General features: G+C 65.7%; 16 protein-coding genes. 10 read left to right on the forward strand and 6 right to left on the reverse strand.

Annotated elements, in window-relative coordinates; genetic code table 11:
* Positions 1-17 precede the first annotated feature (17 nt).
* The 5 genes from echA20 (at position 18) to ACGFK1_RS13320 (ending at position 4399) form a co-directional block, all read left to right on the forward strand.
* Entirely contained in the window at positions 18-773 is a 756-nt protein-coding gene (echA20, locus tag ACGFK1_RS13300; protein WP_393429237.1) for a (7aS)-7a-methyl-1,5-dioxo-2,3,5,6,7,7a-hexahydro-1H-indene-carboxyl-CoA hydrolase, read from the forward strand.
* Entirely contained in the window at positions 770-1657 is an 888-nt protein-coding gene (gene ipdA, locus ACGFK1_RS13305; protein WP_393429240.1) for a cholesterol ring-cleaving hydrolase subunit IpdA, read from the forward strand. Before echA20 ends, ipdA begins: the two co-directional genes overlap by 4 nt.
* Positions 1654-2403: a cholesterol ring-cleaving hydrolase subunit IpdB gene (gene ipdB, locus ACGFK1_RS13310; protein WP_393429243.1), complete on the forward strand. Its 750-nt coding sequence runs from the start codon at positions 1654-1656 to the stop codon at positions 2401-2403. Before ipdA ends, ipdB begins: the two co-directional genes overlap by 4 nt.
* Positions 2400-3461, forward strand: a complete 1062-nt coding sequence (ipdC, locus tag ACGFK1_RS13315) for a (3aS,4S,5R,7aS)-5-hydroxy-7a-methyl-1-oxo-octahydro-1H-indene-4-carboxyl-CoA dehydrogenase (protein WP_393429246.1) — start codon at positions 2400-2402, stop codon at positions 3459-3461. Before ipdB ends, ipdC begins: the two co-directional genes overlap by 4 nt.
* A 68-nt stretch (positions 3462-3529) precedes the next feature.
* Positions 3530-4399 carry an alpha/beta fold hydrolase gene (locus ACGFK1_RS13320; protein ID WP_393429249.1) on the forward strand — a complete coding sequence of 290 codons (870 nt, stop codon included), beginning with the start codon at positions 3530-3532 and terminating at the stop codon, positions 4397-4399.
* Between the two features lie 33 nt (positions 4400-4432).
* On the opposite strand, the gene fadA6 is transcribed toward ACGFK1_RS13320, so the two are convergent.
* Genes fadA6 through ipdE1 form a run of 4 tightly spaced genes read right to left on the reverse strand, consistent with a single transcriptional unit; the run spans position 4433 to position 8195 of the window.
* Entirely contained in the window at positions 4433-5593 is a 1161-nt protein-coding gene (fadA6, locus tag ACGFK1_RS13325) for a steroid 3-ketoacyl-CoA thiolase FadA6 (RefSeq protein WP_393429252.1), read from the reverse strand.
* Complete coding sequence (gene kstR2, locus ACGFK1_RS13330; RefSeq protein ID WP_393429255.1) at positions 5586-6188, reverse strand: TetR family transcriptional regulator KstR2; 603 nt, start codon at positions 6186-6188, stop codon at positions 5586-5588. The genes fadA6 and kstR2 overlap by 8 nt, the downstream gene beginning before the upstream one ends.
* 45 nt (positions 6189-6233) lie before the next feature.
* Positions 6234-7019 (reverse strand): (5R,7aS)-5-hydroxy-7a-methyl-1-oxo-2,3,5,6,7,7a-hexahydro-1H-indene-carboxyl-CoA reductase, encoded by a 786-nt coding sequence (ipdF, locus tag ACGFK1_RS13335; RefSeq protein ID WP_393429258.1) that lies wholly within the window; start codon positions 7017-7019, stop codon positions 6234-6236.
* 27 nt (positions 7020-7046) lie between these two features.
* A complete protein-coding gene (gene ipdE1 / locus ACGFK1_RS13340; RefSeq protein WP_393429260.1) occupies positions 7047-8195 on the reverse strand; it encodes an acyl-CoA dehydrogenase IpdE1 in 1149 nt (382 codons plus the stop codon).
* Between the two features lie 47 nt (positions 8196-8242).
* On the opposite strand from ipdE1, the gene fadD3 reads away from it, so the two are divergent.
* The 4 genes from fadD3 to ACGFK1_RS13360 are packed head-to-tail and all read left to right on the forward strand — an operon-like array spanning position 8243 to position 12790.
* Positions 8243-9772: a 3-((3aS,4S,7aS)-7a-methyl-1,5-dioxo-octahydro-1H-inden-4-yl)propanoate--CoA ligase FadD3 gene (fadD3, locus tag ACGFK1_RS13345; RefSeq protein ID WP_393429263.1), complete on the forward strand. Its 1530-nt coding sequence runs from the start codon at positions 8243-8245 to the stop codon at positions 9770-9772.
* The gene (locus ACGFK1_RS13350; RefSeq protein WP_393429266.1) at positions 9772-10896 is read left to right on the forward strand and encodes an acyl-CoA dehydrogenase family protein; all 1125 of its coding nucleotides are present in this window, start codon (positions 9772-9774) and stop codon (positions 10894-10896) included. Before fadD3 ends, ACGFK1_RS13350 begins: the two co-directional genes overlap by 1 nt.
* 2 nt (positions 10897-10898) lie before the next feature.
* Positions 10899-11852 carry an acyl-CoA dehydrogenase family protein gene (locus ACGFK1_RS13355; RefSeq protein ID WP_393429269.1) on the forward strand — a complete coding sequence of 318 codons (954 nt, stop codon included), beginning with the start codon at positions 10899-10901 and terminating at the stop codon, positions 11850-11852.
* On the forward strand, positions 11849-12790 hold the full coding sequence (locus ACGFK1_RS13360) for an acyl-CoA dehydrogenase family protein (protein WP_393429272.1): 942 nt from the start codon (positions 11849-11851) through the stop codon (positions 12788-12790). Before ACGFK1_RS13355 ends, ACGFK1_RS13360 begins: the two co-directional genes overlap by 4 nt.
* Here the strand turns inward: ACGFK1_RS13360 and ACGFK1_RS13365 are convergent.
* Positions 12787-13614, reverse strand: coding sequence for a class I SAM-dependent methyltransferase (locus ACGFK1_RS13365; RefSeq protein ID WP_393429275.1), 828 nt, complete (start codon positions 13612-13614; stop codon positions 12787-12789). The two genes, ACGFK1_RS13360 and ACGFK1_RS13365, sit on opposite strands and share 4 nt — an antisense overlap.
* 21 nt (positions 13615-13635) lie before the next feature.
* Here ACGFK1_RS13365 and ACGFK1_RS13370 point away from each other — a divergent pair, with 21 nt between their 5' ends.
* Positions 13636-14811, forward strand: a complete 1176-nt coding sequence (locus ACGFK1_RS13370; RefSeq protein WP_393429278.1) for a pyridoxal phosphate-dependent aminotransferase — start codon at positions 13636-13638, stop codon at positions 14809-14811.
* A gap of 6 nt (positions 14812-14817) precedes the next feature.
* On the opposite strand, the gene ACGFK1_RS13375 is transcribed toward ACGFK1_RS13370, so the two are convergent.
* Positions 14818-16251 carry an HNH endonuclease signature motif containing protein gene (locus tag ACGFK1_RS13375; protein ID WP_393429281.1) on the reverse strand — a complete coding sequence of 478 codons (1434 nt, stop codon included), beginning with the start codon at positions 16249-16251 and terminating at the stop codon, positions 14818-14820.
* Positions 16252-16305: the final 54 nt, after the last annotated feature.

Consider the following 16305-nt stretch of genomic DNA (forward strand, 5'->3'; position numbering starts at 1 on the left):
GACCCCCAGGAAGTGCAATGCCAATCACGTCCACCCCCACCGAACCGGGGATCGTCTCGGTCACCGTCGACTACCCGCCGGTCAACGCGATCCCGTCGCGCGGTTGGTTCGAACTCGCAGACACCATCACCAAGGCCGGCGAGGACCTCGAGACGCACGTGGTGATCCTGCGCGCGGAGGGGCGGGGCTTCAACGCGGGCGTCGACATCAAGGAGATGCAGAACACCGAGGGCTTCACCGCACTCATCGATGCCAACCGAGGTTGCTTCGCGGCGTTCCGCGCGGTCTACGAATGCGCAGTGCCGGTGGTCGCGGCGGTCAACGGTTTCTGCGTCGGCGGCGGTATCGGCCTTGTCGGCAACGCCGACGTGATCGTCGCGTCCGACGACGCCAAGTTCGGCCTGCCCGAGGTGGAACGCGGCGCCCTTGGCGCGGCCACCCACTTGTCACGCCTGGTGCCCCAGCACATGATGCGCAGGCTGTTCTTCACCGCGGCCACGGTCGACGCGCAGACGCTGCACCAGTTCGGGTCCGTGCACGAGGTGGTGCCCCGCGCCGAGCTGGACGAGGCGGCACTGCGGGTGGCCCGCGACATCGCCGCGAAGGACACCCGGGTGATCCGCGCGGCCAAGGAAGCGCTGAATCTGATCGACGTGCAGAAGGTGAACTCGAGTTACCGCATGGAGCAAGGCTTTACGTTCGAATTGAACCTGGCAGGCGTGGCCGATGAGCATCGCGACGCGTTCGCGGGAACCAACAAGGGGTCCAAGTGAGCGATAAGCGGACAACGTTGGACGACGCCGTCTCCTCGGTCGAGAGCGGCATGACGATCGGTATCGGCGGCTGGGGATCGCGGCGCAAGCCGATGGCGTTCGTGCGGGCTCTGCTTCGCACCGACGTCACCGACCTGACCGTGGTGACCTACGGCGGGCCGGACCTCGGGTTGCTGTGCTCGGCAGGCAAGGTCAAGCGCGTCTACTACGGCTTCGTGTCGCTTGACTCACCGCCGTTCTACGACCCGTGGTTCGCCAAGGCCCGCACCAGCGGCTCGATCGAGGCGCGCGAGATGGACGAGGGCATGCTGCGATGCGGGTTGCAGGCCGCCGCACAACGGCTGCCGTTCCTGCCGATCCGCGCGGGCCTCGGCAGCGACGTGCGTGCCTTTTGGGGCGACGAACTGAAGACGGTGAGGTCGCCGTATCCGACGGACTCCGGTTCTCAGGCTGGGTTCGAAGAGCTCATCGCGATGCCCGCCCTGCGCCTCGATGCCGCATTCGTGCACATGAATCTCGGTGATACACAAGGCAATGCCGCCTACACCGGTATCGATCCGTACTTCGACGACCTGTATCTGATGGCCGCCGACCGGCGGTATCTGTCGGTGGAGAAGGTGGTGCCGACCGAGGAACTCGTCAAGGCCGTGCCCCCGCAGGCGCTGCTGGTCAACCGGATGATGGTCGATACGGTGGTCGAGGCGCCCAACGGCGCCCACTTCACCACGGCCGAACCGGACTACCGCCGCGACGAGAAATTCCAGCGGCACTACGCCGAGGCCGCCGCGTCCGACGAGACATGGCAGCAGTTCGTGCAGACGTATTTGAGCGGCAGCGAGGCCGACTACCAGGCCGCGGTGCGCGAATTTGGGGAAACGCAATGATGTCAACGACCCGTGCCGAGATCTGCGCTGTCGCATGCGCAGAACTGTTCCGCGATGCGGGCGAGATCATGGTCAGCCCGATGGCCAACATGGTGTCGATCGGCGCGCGGTTGGCCCGACTGACCTTCTCCCCCGACATCCTGCTCACCGACGGTGAAGCAAGGCTGCTCGCCGACACACCGGCGATGGGCGTCGTCGGCGCCATCGAGGGGTGGATGCCGTTCGGCCGCGTCTTCGAGACGTTGGCCTGGGGCCGCCGCCATGTGGTGATGGGCGCCAACCAGATTGACCGCCACGGCAACCAGAACCTGTCGGCCTTCGGGCCGCTTCAGCATCCGACCCGCCAGATGTTCGGTGTCCGCGGCGCACCGGGCAACACCATCAACCACGCGACCAGTTACTGGGTCGGCAACCACTCCAAGCGAGTGTTCGGCGATTCCGTCGATGTGGTGTCGGGCATCGGGTGGGACAAGGTCGATCCGGACAACCCCGCGTACCGGTTCGTCAACGTGTACCGCGTGGTGAGCAATCTCGGTGTGTTCGACTTCAACGGCCCCGACCGTCAGATGCGCGCGGTGTCGCTGCACCCGGGAATCACTGCGGAGCAGGTGGCCGAGAACACCTCGTTTGAGGTGCACGGTCTCGATACGGCTGAGCCAACCCGGCTCCCGACCGACGCCGAACTGAGGCTGATCCGTGAGGTGATTGATCCTAAGTCGTTGCGTGACAGGGAAATACGGACATGACGAAGCTTCGGACGGCGCTGACGGAACTCATCGGCATCGAGCATCCGGTGGTACAGACCGGGATGGGCTGGGTGGCGGGTGCGCGACTGGTGTCCGCGACGTCGAACGCGGGCGGCCTCGGCATCCTGGCATCGGCGACCATGACACTCGACGAATTGCGGACCGCCGTGACGAAGGTCAAGGCTGCGACCGACAAGCCGTTCGGCATCAACATCCGCGCTGACGCGGGCGACGCGAACGAACGCATCGACCTGTTGATCCGCGAAGGTGTCAAGGTCGCGTCGTTCGCGCTGGCACCGAAGCCCGATTTGATCGCCAAGCTCAAAGATGCTGGTGTGGTGGTGATTCCGTCGGTGGGCCTGGCCAAGCATGCGGAGAAGGTGGCCGGGTGGGGCGCTGACGCTGTCATCGTCCAGGGCGGCGAGGGCGGCGGGCATACCGGCCCGATCGCGACCACGCTGCTGCTGCCGTCGGTGCTCGATGCAGTGGATATCCCGGTCGTGGCGGCGGGCGGTTTCTTCGACGGCCGCGGGTTGGCTGCGGCGCTTTCCTACGGTGCGGCGGGCGTCGCGATGGGCACCCGATTCCTGCTGACGTCCGATTCCACCGTGCCCGAGGCCGTCAAACAGCGGTACCTGACGGCCGGACTCGACGGCACCGTGGTGTCCACCCGCGTCGACGGCATGCCGCACCGGGTGCTGCGCACCGGGCTCGTCGAAAGACTCGAGAGCGGTTCACGACTGAGGGGTTTTTCCGCCGCGGTCCGCAACGCGCAGAAGTTCAAGAAGATGTCGGGCATGACGTGGCGGTCGATGATCAGCGACGGCCTGGAAATGCGGCACGGCAAAGAACTGACCTGGTCCCAGGTGGTGATGGCGGCCAACACCCCGATGCTGCTGAAAGCCGGGTTGGTGGAGGGCAACACGGACGCCGGGGTGCTGGCGTCGGGTCAGGTCGCAGGGATCCTCGACGACCTGCCGTCGTGCGCAGAACTGATTGACACGATCGTCAGCGACGCGATCAAACACCTGCAGGCGGCGGCCGCTTTCGTCGAGTGATTCCGGCGATGGAACGTCAACCAGCGCAATGTCATCCATCGGTTCAGCAGCCGGAGTAGCGTCTAGCTATGACAGCACTTACCCACAAGCGAGCGAATGTCAACGACGTTGCGCTCCACTACGTCACGGCGGGTAGCGGCCCGACCGTCCTCTGTATGCACGGTTGGCCGCAAAACCACCGTGAATTCCTGCCGGTAATCGAATGTCTCGCCGATGAGTATTCGTTCATCGCACCCGACCTGCGGGGATACGCCGACAGCGACAAGCCCTACGTCGGCTACGAGCCGAAAACGATCGCGCAAGACATGCTCGCGCTGCTCGCCGTCGAAGCGGTGGACAGTTTTCACATCCTGAGTCACGACCTCGGCGGACCGCCGTCCGTGGCGCTGGCCTACGCCGCGCAAAATCGTGCGCAGTCGATTGCCACGATCGAGACGCCGTATTTCGGTTTGAGTCATCCCGGGTATGTCGATCCACGCGTGCCGTACTGGCACCTCAGCATGCACATGAACATGGACGTCACCCGAATGCTCATCGAGGGCCGGGAGGAGCAATACCTGCGGCACTTTTTCCGCGACTTCGCCTTCAACCCGACGGCCGTGCCGGAGAGCGAAATACAGCAGTACGTCATGCACATGCGGCAGCCGGGAAGTCTCCGCGCAAGCCTCAACCATTACGGCTATATCCCCCAGATGGCCGCCCAGACAGCCGAACTGACCAAGGACACACTCACGGTGCCGATGCTGGCGTGGGGTGGCCGCCACTCATTCGGAGAGCACTGCTTCAACTGTGCATCAGCGATCGCCGAGCACGCCGACGGCGGCGTGATCGAGGAATGCGGGCACTGGGTCTTCGAAGAGAAGCCCGACTTCATCGTCGCGCAGCTCCGCGACTTCTGGGCCAAACACACGGCGCCCAGCCTGGCGCTGACACACTAACCTTCACCGACCGCCGCGAAGGTCGAGTAGCGCCTAGAGGCGCTCGATGATCGTGACGTTGGCGGTGCCGCCGCCTTCGCACATCGTCTGCAGGCCGTAGCGACCACCGGTGCGCTCCAGCGTATTCAGCATCGTGGCGAACAACTTTGCGCCGGTGGCACCGAGCGGGTGCCCGAGCGCGATGGCACCACCGCTGGGGTTGACCTTGGCGTGGTCGACCTTGAGTTCCTTCATCCAGGCCATCACGACAGGCGCGAACGCCTCGTTGATCTCGACGGTGTCGATGTCGTCCATCGACAGCCCCGTCTTGTCCAGCGCGTAGCGCGTCGCGGGAATCGGCCCTGTCAACATGAACACCGGATCGGCGCCGCGGGCGCTGATGTGGTGGATGCGAGCGCGCGGTGTGAGGCCGTGGTCCTTGACCGCCTGCTCGGATGCGAGCAGCACCGCGCTGGCCCCGTCGGAGATCTGGCTGGCCATCGCTGCCGTCAACCTGCCACCGTCGGTGAGCGTCTTCAGCCCAGCCATCTTCTCCAGTGAGGTGTCGCGCGGGCCCTCATCGGTGACGAAACCAGCCCCATCGACGGAGACAGGGATGATCTCGTTCTCGAAGTACCCGGACCGGATCGCCTCCTGCGCGCGCTGGTGGCTGGCGAGCGAGAACTCCTCCATCTCGTCGCGTGAGAGCTCCCACTTCTCGGCGATCAGCTCCGCACCGCGGAACTGTGAGATCTCCTGATCGCCGTACCGGTGCAGCCAGCTCTTGGATTCGTTTGTGGGAGAGGTGAACCCGAACTGCTCGGCGACCGTCATCGCGGACGAGATCGGGATTTGGCTCATGTTCTGCATGCCGCCCGCCACGATCAGATCAGCGGTACCGGACATGATCGCCTGCGCACCAAAGGAAATAGCCTGCTGACTGGAACCGCACTGGCGATCCACGGTGACGCCGGGAACTTCCTCCGGGTATCCGGCGGCCAGCCACGACAGGCGGGCGATGTTGCCCGCCTGCGGGCCGATCGCGTCCAGGCAACCGGCGATCACGTCGTCAACCGCAGCGGGGTCGACGTCCACACGGTCGAAAAGGCCGCGCCACCCCGCCGCACCGAGGTCGACGGGATGCACGCCGGCAAGCGACCCATTGCGCTTGCCGACGGCGGTGCGCACGGCGTCGATGACGTATGCCTCAGCCATTTGAAGCTCCTTCTTTAGTGATACCGCCCAAAACGATGCTCAGATACTGCTGGCCGACTTGTTCGGCCGTCAGTGGTCCGCCCGGTTGATACCAGCGGACCGAAACCCATGTGGTGTCGCGGATGAATCTATAGACCAAGTCGACGTCGATGTCGGGCCGGAAGCGGCCCTCGGCGACGCCCTGCTTCAAAACGTCCACCCACATCCTGCGCTGCTCGCGGTTGCGGGTCTCCACGAAGTCGAACTGCGGAAGCGAGGACAGCCGCTTGGCCTCGTCCTGGTAGATGACGACCTGCGCATGCCGGTTCTCGATGGCCTCGAACGAGGTCATGAACAGACCCTTCACCCGCTCGAGCGGATCGGACTCGCGAGCGACGATCTCCGCGTACCGCTCGAACAGCCAGTCAAGGAAGTTCCGAAGGACCTCCTCGACCATCTGTTCCTTGGACTTGAAGTGGTGATAGAGGCTGCCCGAAAGGATGCCGGCGGAATCGGCGATGTCACGCACGGTCGTGGCACGCAGGCCGCGCTCGGCGAACATCGTCGCGGCGAGGTCCAGCAGCTCGTCGCGGCGACTCGGAAGCGCCTTGTCCACCCGATCAGGATAGCAACCAAGCGCTTGCTAGGTAAGCCTGAGGCCTCAGGCTCGTTGACTGGACACCGAGATGACCTCGCCCGTCAAGTAACTGGAGTAGTCGCTGGCCAGGAACGCGATGGTGGCCGCCACCTCCCACGGTTCGGCCGCGCGGCCGAAGGCCTCCACCTCCGACAGTCGGTCCAACAACTCCGAGGAGCTCGTTTTTTCGAGGAACTTGTGCCTGGCGATGCTGGGTGACACCGCATTGATCCGCACGCCGAACTCGACGGCTTCGATTGCGCTGCAGCGGGTCAGCGCCATCACGCCCGCCTTGGCCGCCGCATAGTGCGACTGCGAATGCTGCGCCCGCCAGCCGAGCACGCTGGCGTTGTTCACGATCACTCCGCCGTGGCCGGCCTCGCGGAAGTACCGCAACGCGGCGCGGGTAGCCCGCATCGTCGAGGTCAGGGTCACGTTGAGGACCCGGTCCCACTCTTCGTCGGTCATGTCGACAACCGGGGTCGAGCCGCCGAGACCGGCGTTGTTGACGAGTACGTCGAGGCGGCCCATGCGCGCAGTGGTCGACGCGATCAGCGCGTCCACTTGCGCGGTGGACGTGACGTCACATACCACGCCCTCGACGCGGCCCAGCCCGAGTTCGGTCAGTTGGTCGCGAGTCTCGCCGAGCCTGCGCTCGTGGTGGTCGGACACCATGACGTCGGCACCCTCGGCAAGGGCTCGACGCGCTACCGCAGAGCCGATGCCGGTCCCGGCGGCGGCCGTCACCACAACGACCTTTCCGGTCAGAAGTCCATGCCCCTCAATCTCTTTCGGCGCTGTGCTTAACAAGGTGCTCCTCTCGTCCGCGGCCGAAATTCATCCTTTGGGCTCCCTGGGTAGACCGAGCACCCGCTCGGCGATGATGTTGCGCTGGATTTCATTCGATCCGCCATAGATGGTGTCTGCGCGGGTGAACAGGTAGAGGTGCTGCCAGACGTCGAGCTCACCGTTTTCGGCCACCAGCCCGGCCTTGCCGACGACGTCCATCGCCAGCTCGCCGAGATCACGGTGCCAGTTGGCCCACAACAACTTCGAAACTGAGTCTTGGCCGGGCTGTTCCACGTCCATGGTTGCGAGCGCATACGACCGCATGGTCCGCAGGCCCACCCACGACCGTGTCAGCCGTTCGCGGATCAACGGGTCGTCATCGGCGCCAGTGTGCTTGGCCAGCTCGACGAGATTGGAATGCTCACGCGCGTAACGGATCTGCTGACCGAGCGTCGACACGCCGCGCTCGAACGTGAGCGTGCCCATCGCGATCCGCCAGCCGTCACCTGGCTCACCGACCACGAGATCGGCGTCCGTGCGGGCGTCGTCGAAGAACACCTCGTTGAAATCCGCGGTGCCTGTCAGCTGCACGATCGGACGGATCTGCACACCGGGCTGGTCGAGTGGCACCAGCAGATAGGACAGCCCGGCATGGCGCTTGGAGCCCTTTTCGGTGCGGGCCAACACGAAGCACCACTGCGACAGGTGCGCCATCGACGTCCAGACTTTCTGGCCGTTGATCACCCACTGGTCGCCGTCGCGTTCGGCGGTCGTCGACACATTCGCAAGGTCGCTGCCCGCGCCGGGTTCCGAATAGCCCTGACACCACAATTCGGTCACGTCGAGGATCCTGGGCAGGAAGCGCTTCTTCTGCTCCTCCGTACCGAACGCGATCAGTGTCGGGCCGAGCAGTTCCTCGCCGAAGTGGTTGACCTTGTGGGGGGCGTCCGCGCGGGCGTACTCCTCATAGAACGCGACGCGGTGCGCGACCGTAAGCCCGCGCCCGCCGTACTCGGCCGGCCAGCCGAGGCAGGTCAGCCCCGCGGCGGCCAACTTCTGGTTCCAGGCCCGCCGTTCCTCGAAGGCCTCGTCCTCGCGTCCAGGCGCTCCGAGGCCCTTGAGCGCGGCGAATTCGCCGACGAGATTGTCGGCGAGCCAGTCGCGGACCTCGGCCCTGAACTCCTCGACCTCTATCACCCCTGTAGGCTAACCTACCAAGCACTTGCTTTGTTAGAGGAGCATCAATGGCATCGGATCGTCGGACCATTCCGCAGGTCCTTGACCGGATTGCCGACCGCCTCCCCGACCACGCCGCCCTGGTCACGCCCGATCGGCGGCTGACCTACGGCGAACTGCGCGACGAGGTCCGCCGGGCCGCCGCGGCGATGATCGACCTGGGCATCGCCGCCGGGGACCGGGTCGCGATCTGGTCGCCGAACACCTGGCACTGGGTGGTCGCATGCCTGGCCACCACCTACGCCGGCGCGGTTCTGGTACCGCTGAACACCCGGTACACCGCCAGCGAAGCCGGCGACATCCTCAGCCGCACCGGCGCACCGCTACTGTTCGCATCCGGCGAGTTCCTCGGCGCCGACAAGGCCGCATCGATTGACCGCGACGCCCTGCCCGGGCTGCGTCACATCGTCCGGGTGCCGATCGAAACGAGCGACGGAACATGGGACGAGTTCATGTCTCGCGGCGATGGTGTTGCCGCCATGGAACGAGCCGACGCGCGCGCGACAGCCGTCACACCGGACGACGTCTCCGACATCCTGTTCACCTCCGGCACCACCGGCCGCAGCAAGGGCGCGCTGTGCGCGCATCGTCAGTCGCTGGCCGGTTCGGCAGCGTGGGCCGAGTGCGGCCAGATCACCAGCGAGGACCGCTACCTCTGCATCAACCCGTTCTTCCACAACTTCGGCTACAAGGCCGGAATCCTCGCGTGCCTACAGACCGGGGCCACCCTCATTCCGCAGTTGACCTTCGATCCTGAGGGCGCGATGCAGGCCGTCCAGGACTACCGCATCACGGTGCTGCCGGGGCCGCCGACGATCTACCAGGTGCTGCTGGACCATCCCAAGCGCAGGGACTACGACTTGACCTCGCTGCGGTTCGCGGTCACCGGGGCAGCCGTGGTGCCGGTCGTGCTGATCGAACGGATGCAGACCGAGTTGGATTTCGACATCGTGCTGACGGCATACGGGCTCACCGAGGCCAACGGATTCGGCACGATTTGCAGCGCCGGCGACGATCCCGTCACCGTCGCCACCACATGCGGCCGTCCGATCGCCGACTTCGAATTGCGGATCGGTGAATCCGACGAAGTGCTGCTGCGCGGGCCGAACGTGATGCTGGGCTATCTCGACGACCCGGAAGCCACCGCCGCGGCCATCGATTCCGACGGTTGGTTGCACACCGGCGACGTCGGAAAGCTCGACGAGGCCGGCAATCTCACCATCACCGACCGGCTCAAGGACATGTACATCAGCGGCGGGTTCAACGTCTACCCGGCCGAGGTCGAACAGGTGTTGGCCAGGCTGGACGGCGTCGCCGAGGCCGCTGTCATCGGCGTGCCCGACGAGCGCTTGGGCGAGGTCGGCAAGGCCTTCGTGGTGGTCAAACCGGGCGCTACGCTGGATGAAGAAGCGGTGATCGCCTACACCCGTGAGCATCTGGCCAAATTCAAGACGCCGCAGTCGGTCGAGTTTCTCGACGCGATGCCCCGCAATCCCGGCGGAAAGGTGGTCAAACCAGTGTTGAGAGAAAGAGTTTGATGGACCTGAACTTCGACGACGCCACTGTGGCCTTCCAGGCCGAGGTCCGCGATTTCCTCGCGGCCAACAAAGACTCGTTTCCGACGAAGTCCTACGACACCGCCGAGGGCTTCGAACAGCACCGGCGGTGGGACAAAGTGCTTTTCGATGCCGGGCTGTCGGTGATCACGTGGCCGGAGAAATACGGCGGCCGGGATGCCACCCTGTTGCAGTGGATCGTCTACGAGGAGGAGTACTTCCGCGCGGGCGCGCCGGGCAGGGCCAGCGCCAACGGCACGTCGATGTTGGCGCCGACACTGTTTGCCCACGGCACCGAGGAGCAACTGGACCGGGTGCTGCCCAAGATGGCCAGCGGTGAGGAGATCTGGGCGCAGGCGTGGTCGGAGCCGGAGTCGGGCAGCGACCTGGCGTCGCTGCGATCGACCGCGACGAAGACCGACGGCGGCTGGCTGCTCAACGGGCAGAAGATCTGGAGCTCCCGTGCACCGTTCGGGGAGCGCGCATTTGGCTTGTTCCGCTCCGATCCGCAGGCACAACGCCACCAGGGTCTGACCTACTTCATGTTCGACCTCGAGGCCGACGGCGTCACCGTGCGGCCGATCGCGCAGTTGGGCGGCGACACCGGCTTCGGGGAGATTTTCCTCGACGACGTCTTCGTTCCCGACAACGACGTGATCGGTGGCGTGCACGATGGCTGGCGTGCGGCGATGAGCACCTCGAGCAACGAACGCGGCATGTCGCTGCGCAGCCCTGCGCGCTTCCTGGCGCCCGCGGAACGACTCGTCGAGCAATGGAAAGCGAACCGGGACCCTGCGTTCGCCGACCGCGTCGCCGATGCCTGGATCAAGGCGCAGGCCTACCGGTTGCACACCTTCGGCACGGTGACACGGGTGGCGGCAGGCGGCGAACTCGGCGCCGAGTCGTCGGTCACCAAGGTGTTCTGGTCCGAACTCGACGTCGCGCTGCACCAGACCGCGTTGGACCTGCGGGGCGCGGACGGTGAACTGGCCGACTCGTGGACCGACGGCCTGCTGTTCGCGCTTGGCGGCCCGATCTACGCGGGCACCAACGAGATTCAGCGCAACATCATCGCCGAACGCCTGCTGGGACTACCCCGAAAGTAATCATGAGATTCGATTTGGACGAACAGCAGCGCGACTTCGCCGCAAGTATTGACGCGGCGTTGGGCGCCGCCGATCTGCCTGGCGCGGTGCGGGCTTGGGCCGCGGGCGACACCGGCCCTGGCCGCAAGGTGTGGGCGCAGCTAGCCGACCTCGGCGTCACGGCGCTCATGGTTTCGGAGAGATTCGACGGGATCGACGCCCACCCGGTCGATCTCGTCGTCGCGGTGGAACGGCTGGGCCGATGGTGCGTGCCGGGACCGGTCGCCGAATCCATTGCGGTGGCGCCCGTTCTGCTTGCCGACGACGAACGGTCGGCCGCCCTGGCGAGCGGTGAGCTGATCGCGACCGTCGCGCTGCCGCCACAGGTGCCGCGTGCCGTCGACGCGGAAACGGTGGGCCTGATCCTGGTGGCCGGCGACGGTGACGCGCGTAGCGGTGCAGCGGCAGCGCAGCACGAGTCCGTCGATCCGAGCCGAAAGTTGTTCGAGGTCAATGGTTCCGGCGATCCATGGGCCGCCGACGTCGTCCGGGCATACGAGTTCGGCGTGCTCGCCACGGCCGCGCAACTGGTCGGCGCCGGGCAGGCACTGCTCGACGCGTCGGTCGAATATGCCAAGCAGCGAAGCCAATTCGGCAACGTGATCGGGACGTACCAGGCGATCAAGCACAAGCTGGCCGACGTCCACATCGCGCTGGAGTTGGCGCGGCCGTTGGTGTACGGGGCGGCGCTGTCGCTCGGCGACAACTCGGCCGATACCGCGCGTGACGTCAGCGCAGCGAAGGTCGCCGCGTCGGACGCGGCGCTGCTGGCGGCCCGGTCGGCGCTTCAGACTCACGGCGCAATCGGATTCACGCAAGAGCATGACTTGTCGCTGTGGCTGCTTCGCGTGCAGGCGCTGCGCTCGGCGTGGGGCGACCCAACGTTGCATCGGCGCAGACTGTTGGAGGCATTGTGAGTGAAGAACGGGAACTGCTGCGCGAAACCGTCGCGGCGTTGGTCGACAAACACGCATCTCCCGCCGCCGTCCGCGAGGCGATGATGTCGGAACGCGGCTATGACGAAACGTTGTGGAAGTTGTTGTGCGAGCAGGTCGGAGCGGCCGCGCTGATCGTTCCCGAGGACCTTGGCGGTGCGGGCGGCCAGCTTGCCGATGCCGCGGTGGTGCTCGAGGAACTCGGCAAGGCGCTGGTGCCGACGCCTCTGCTCGGCACCACGCTGGCCGAACTCGCGCTGCTGGCCACCGACGAGCCCGACACCGACGCGTTGGAGAAGCTGGCCGAGGGTGCCTCGATCGGCACGGTCGTGTTCGACCCGGGCTACGTGATCAACGGCGACATCGCTGACGTGGTGGTCGCCGCCGACGGCGCCACGCTGAGCCGTTGGACGGCCTTCTCCGCCAACCGCGTCGAATCCATGGACCTGACACGGCGACTCGCGCGCGTCGAGCCGACGGAAACTGCCGATGTCGGCGCCGACCCCGGGTTGGCGAATACGGCGGCGATCCTGCTGGCCGCCGAGCAGATCGGCGCGGCCGCGAAATGTCTGGACTTGACCGTCGAATACAGCAAGGACCGCGTGCAATTCGGCCGTCCGATCGGCAGCTTCCAGGCACTCAAGCACCGGATGGCCGACCTGTACGTCGCGGTGCAGTCCGCACGCGCGGTCGTCGACGATGCGATCGCCGAGCCGTCGCCGACGTCGGCGGCGCTGGCCCGGGTGTCGGCCAGCGAGGCGTTCACGAAGGTGGCCGCCGAGGCCGTCCAGATGCACGGCGGCATCGCGATCACCTGGGAGCACGACATCCAGTTGTACTTCAAGCGTGCCCACTCCAGTGCACAGCTGCTGGGCCCGCCGCGGGAGCATCTGCGCAGGCTCGAAGCCGAGGTGTTCTAGCGCTTGACAGCCTGCAACGTGTAGGTCAACGGCAGCCGCTCCGCGTGCTCGACGAGCCGCCATTCGCCATCAGATTCCCTACGCATGCGCGCGGGTAAGGCGTTGTTCGGCGCGGAGTCGTGTTCGACGAGCATGGTGAGCTCGAGGCCCGCCGCAAGAACAGCGGTGATGATCTCGCCGAGGCCGTGGTTCCAGCTGCGAGACTCGTTGTTACTGAAGGCGATCGCGGTGTCCACGTAGGTACCTGGATCCTCGAACGTGTCGGGCTCGAGCTGTTCGAAGTACGGGTAGCCGAGCATGAGCGCCTCGGTCCGGGTTTCATCGACCGCCCACATCATCGGATGGTATTCGCGGAGAAACAGCCTGCCGCCCGGGCGCAACAGCGCGGAAACGATGTGCGCCCAACGGTTCACGTCAGGCAGCCAGCAGAGTGCACCGATACCGGTGTAGACGAAGTCGAAACCACCGCCGACGGCAGCGTGAGCGCTGTATACGTCCGCTTGCACGAAGGCGACGTCGGCACCGGCCTCGGCGGAGATCCGTCGCGCGGTGGCGATCGATTCCGGCGAGAAGTCCAGCCCTGTCATCACCGCGCCGAGGCGATGCAGCGAGAGGGTGTCGGTGCCGATATGACATTGCAGATGGATTCCGCGCAGCCCCTCGACGTCGCCGAGGCGGGGCACGTCGAACCGGACGACATCCGACAGCCGCGTCGGGTCCGAGATCAAATCCTGCACCGCGTAATCCGCCGAAGCGGCGTGCGCTGGCGCGCGGTCATCCCACCAGGCCCTGTTGATTGCGAAGTGCTCGTCGTGCTGCTGCATGGTCCCACTATCCTCGCTCAAATGAGCACCGCGAGCAGCAATACCGGCCCAGCACTGCGAGCCGGAATCCCACCGTTCTACGTGATGGACGTGTGGCTGGCCGCCGCGGAGCGCCAACGCTCGCATGGTGACTTGGTCAATTTGTCGGCGGGCCAGCCGAGCGCCGGCGCACCGACCGCCGTACGAGAGACCGCCAAGCGCGCGTTGGACAGCGGCCCACTCGGCTATTCGGTGGCGTTGGGCATTCCCGAACTGCGCAGCGTGATCGCAGGCTCCTACCGGGATCGGCACGGGGTCGACGTCGATCTCGCCGACGTGGTGGTCACCACCGGGTCCAGTGGTGGATTCCTGCTGGCCTTCCTCGCCTGCTTCGACGTCGGTGACAGGGTGGCGATCGCCAGCCCCGGCTATCCGTGCTACCGCAACATCCTCTCGGCGCTTGGCTGTGAGGTCGTCGAGATGCCGTGCGGACCGGAGACGCGCTTCCAGCCGACGGCGCAGATGCTCGCCGATCTGGACCCGCCAGTGCAGGGCGTGATAGTGGCGAGCCCGGCCAATCCGACCGGCACGGTGATTCCACCCGAAGAGCTGGCGGCGATTGCATCGTGGTGCGCGGCCTCTGGAGTGCGGTTGATCAGTGACGAGGTCTACCACGGCCTGGTGTACGAGGGCGCTCCCGCGACCAGTTGCGCGTGGCAGACGTCGCGAGATGCCGTGGTGGTCAACAGCTTTTCGAAATACTTCGCGATGACCGGGTGGCGGCTGGGCTGGCTGCTGGTGCCACAGGAGCTGCAGCGGGCGGTGGACTGCCTGACCGGTAACTTCACCATCTGCCCGCCCGTCTTGGCGCAGTACGCCGCGGTCGCGGCGTTCACCCCAGAGTCGATCGCGGAGGCGGACGCACTGCTACACCACTACGCCGCCAATCGCCGACTGTTGCTCGACGGACTCCGCTCGATCGGCATCGACCGCCTTGCCCCCACCGACGGTGCGTTCTACGTGTACGCCGACGTCTCACATGTGACAACGGATTCGCTGTCATTCTGCTCGAAGTTGTTGAACGACACTGGCGTTGCGATCGCGCCGGGCATCGACTTCGATCCCGCGCGCGGCGGATCATTCGTGCGACTGTCGTTCGCGGGGCCGACCGGCGATATCGAAGAAGCGTTGCGCCGCATCGGATCCTGGCTCAGTTAACCATCGTCAGAATGGTGGTGGTTGGTAGTTTTCGGCGAGCCAGGCTTGACGTTGTCGTTGTTCTTCGGCGATGAGTTCGGTTCGTTGGCGGCGTTCGGCGGCGATGCGGTCACACCGGCTCTGTTCACGGGTCTGGGTGCGCCGCGGCATCATCACCTGGCGATACGGTGCGGGCTTTTCGTCGACCCCCGACACCCCTAACGCCTCGGTGGGCTGCCCCAACGTCGGGAACAGCGCCGCGCCGTGCGCCTCGGACACATAGGCGTGCCCGCTCGGGCCGGTCAACACGATCGTCCCGTCGGGCCGTTGTTCCTCATACCAGCCCGGGTGGAAAGTCTTGATCAAATGATGAATCCGGCAGTAATGCTTGAGGTCTGAGACATGGGTGACCCCGGCCGGATAGGGCACCGTATGGTCCAAATCGCACGCGGCGGCAGGTTTGTCGCAACCCGGCCAGCGACACGTCAAATCCCGCCACCGGGTGAACTCCCGCGTCACGGCCGAAGGCCGATACCCCGGATCCGGGGTGGCCGTCGGCAGCACCACCGGCTTCACGTGCGCCCTACGGACCAGACTGCGTACCGATTCGGCAGGCAGGATCCCGAAACTCGGGAGATACCCCGGCGCATCACCAGTGCCCTCGACGGTGGCCTGCTCAGCCAGTACGTGAATCACCACCGACGCCGCCGCCGCCGCGTTGTCACGCTCGACACCGGCTGGGCAGTCGTCACGTCCGCACTGGCAGAGCAGGGTGGCCTCCCCGCGCGCCAGTGCCCCCGCAGCAGCCGAACGGCGCTGTTGATGGCTGCGAGGATCATCGGGGCACACGGTGGCGGCCAACGCATCCAGGCGCGCAGTCAACCCCGCGCCATCCTCGGCACGCAGGAACCCGCTGATCTCGGCCATACCCGGTTGCGTCGCCGAGGAAGTGATATCGACGTAACAGTTGTCGTCGACCTTCGGAGGTACCCGCACCCCGGCCGGATCGAAGTTGGCCACCCACTGATCAACCCGATCCTTCAGCTTCGGCGTCGACAGTTTCATCCACTTGCGGCACTGATCAGCGATCGCCTCGTCCAACGCCGGCATCACCGCATCATCGACATTGTCCGTGCGTGCCACGATCGTCGACACCAGCCGCAGATCGATCACCCCCGACACAAACACCCGCGCCACCCTCGGCAGCCGATGCCACAGGTTGCAGGCGAATTGCACCTGGGCCACCGCACGGGCATGACTGATGTTCTGCACCGCGGCGATCTCGGCCGCCACCCCGTCACAATGATCAGCCACCCACCACTGACACTCGGCCAACGCTTCCTTACGGCGCACGAACAATTCGGCCACCGCCGCCAGGCGCTGAGCGATCGCGGTGGACTCATCCCGCGTCGCCTCACCCATCACGTCGATGAGGTCTCCGTCCGCTACGCCTTCGAACACATGTTCGATTCTGCCACAGCATCATGACCCGTGCAGAAAACAATCCACATGCCT

It is taken from the genome of Mycobacterium sp. NPDC048908, assembly GCF_043197955.1.
Classification (GTDB): domain Bacteria; phylum Actinomycetota; class Actinomycetes; order Mycobacteriales; family Mycobacteriaceae; genus Mycobacterium.

Bases quoted from the DNA above. Each gene is read 5' to 3' on its own strand.
- ACGFK1_RS13370 (WP_393429278.1), top strand. From the start codon at position 13,636: ATGAGCACCGCGAGCAGCAATACCGGCCCAGCACTGCGAGCCGGAATC.
- ipdC (WP_393429246.1), top strand. From the start codon at position 2,400: ATGACGAAGCTTCGGACGGCGCTGACGGAACTCATCGGCATCGAGCAT.
- ACGFK1_RS13365 (WP_393429275.1), bottom strand. From the start codon at position 13,614: ATGCAGCAGCACGACGAGCACTTCGCAATCAACAGGGCCTGGTGGGAT.
- ACGFK1_RS13355 (WP_393429269.1), top strand. From the start codon at position 10,899: ATGAGATTCGATTTGGACGAACAGCAGCGCGACTTCGCCGCAAGTATT.
- fadA6 (WP_393429252.1), bottom strand. From the start codon at position 5,593: ATGGCTGAGGCATACGTCATCGACGCCGTGCGCACCGCCGTCGGCAAG.
- ACGFK1_RS13320 (WP_393429249.1), top strand. From the start codon at position 3,530: ATGACAGCACTTACCCACAAGCGAGCGAATGTCAACGACGTTGCGCTC.
- ACGFK1_RS13350 (WP_393429266.1), top strand. From the start codon at position 9,772: ATGGACCTGAACTTCGACGACGCCACTGTGGCCTTCCAGGCCGAGGTC.
- echA20 (WP_393429237.1), top strand. From the start codon at position 18: ATGCCAATCACGTCCACCCCCACCGAACCGGGGATCGTCTCGGTCACC.
- ipdB (WP_393429243.1), top strand. From the start codon at position 1,654: ATGATGTCAACGACCCGTGCCGAGATCTGCGCTGTCGCATGCGCAGAA.
- fadD3 (WP_393429263.1), top strand. From the start codon at position 8,243: ATGGCATCGGATCGTCGGACCATTCCGCAGGTCCTTGACCGGATTGCC.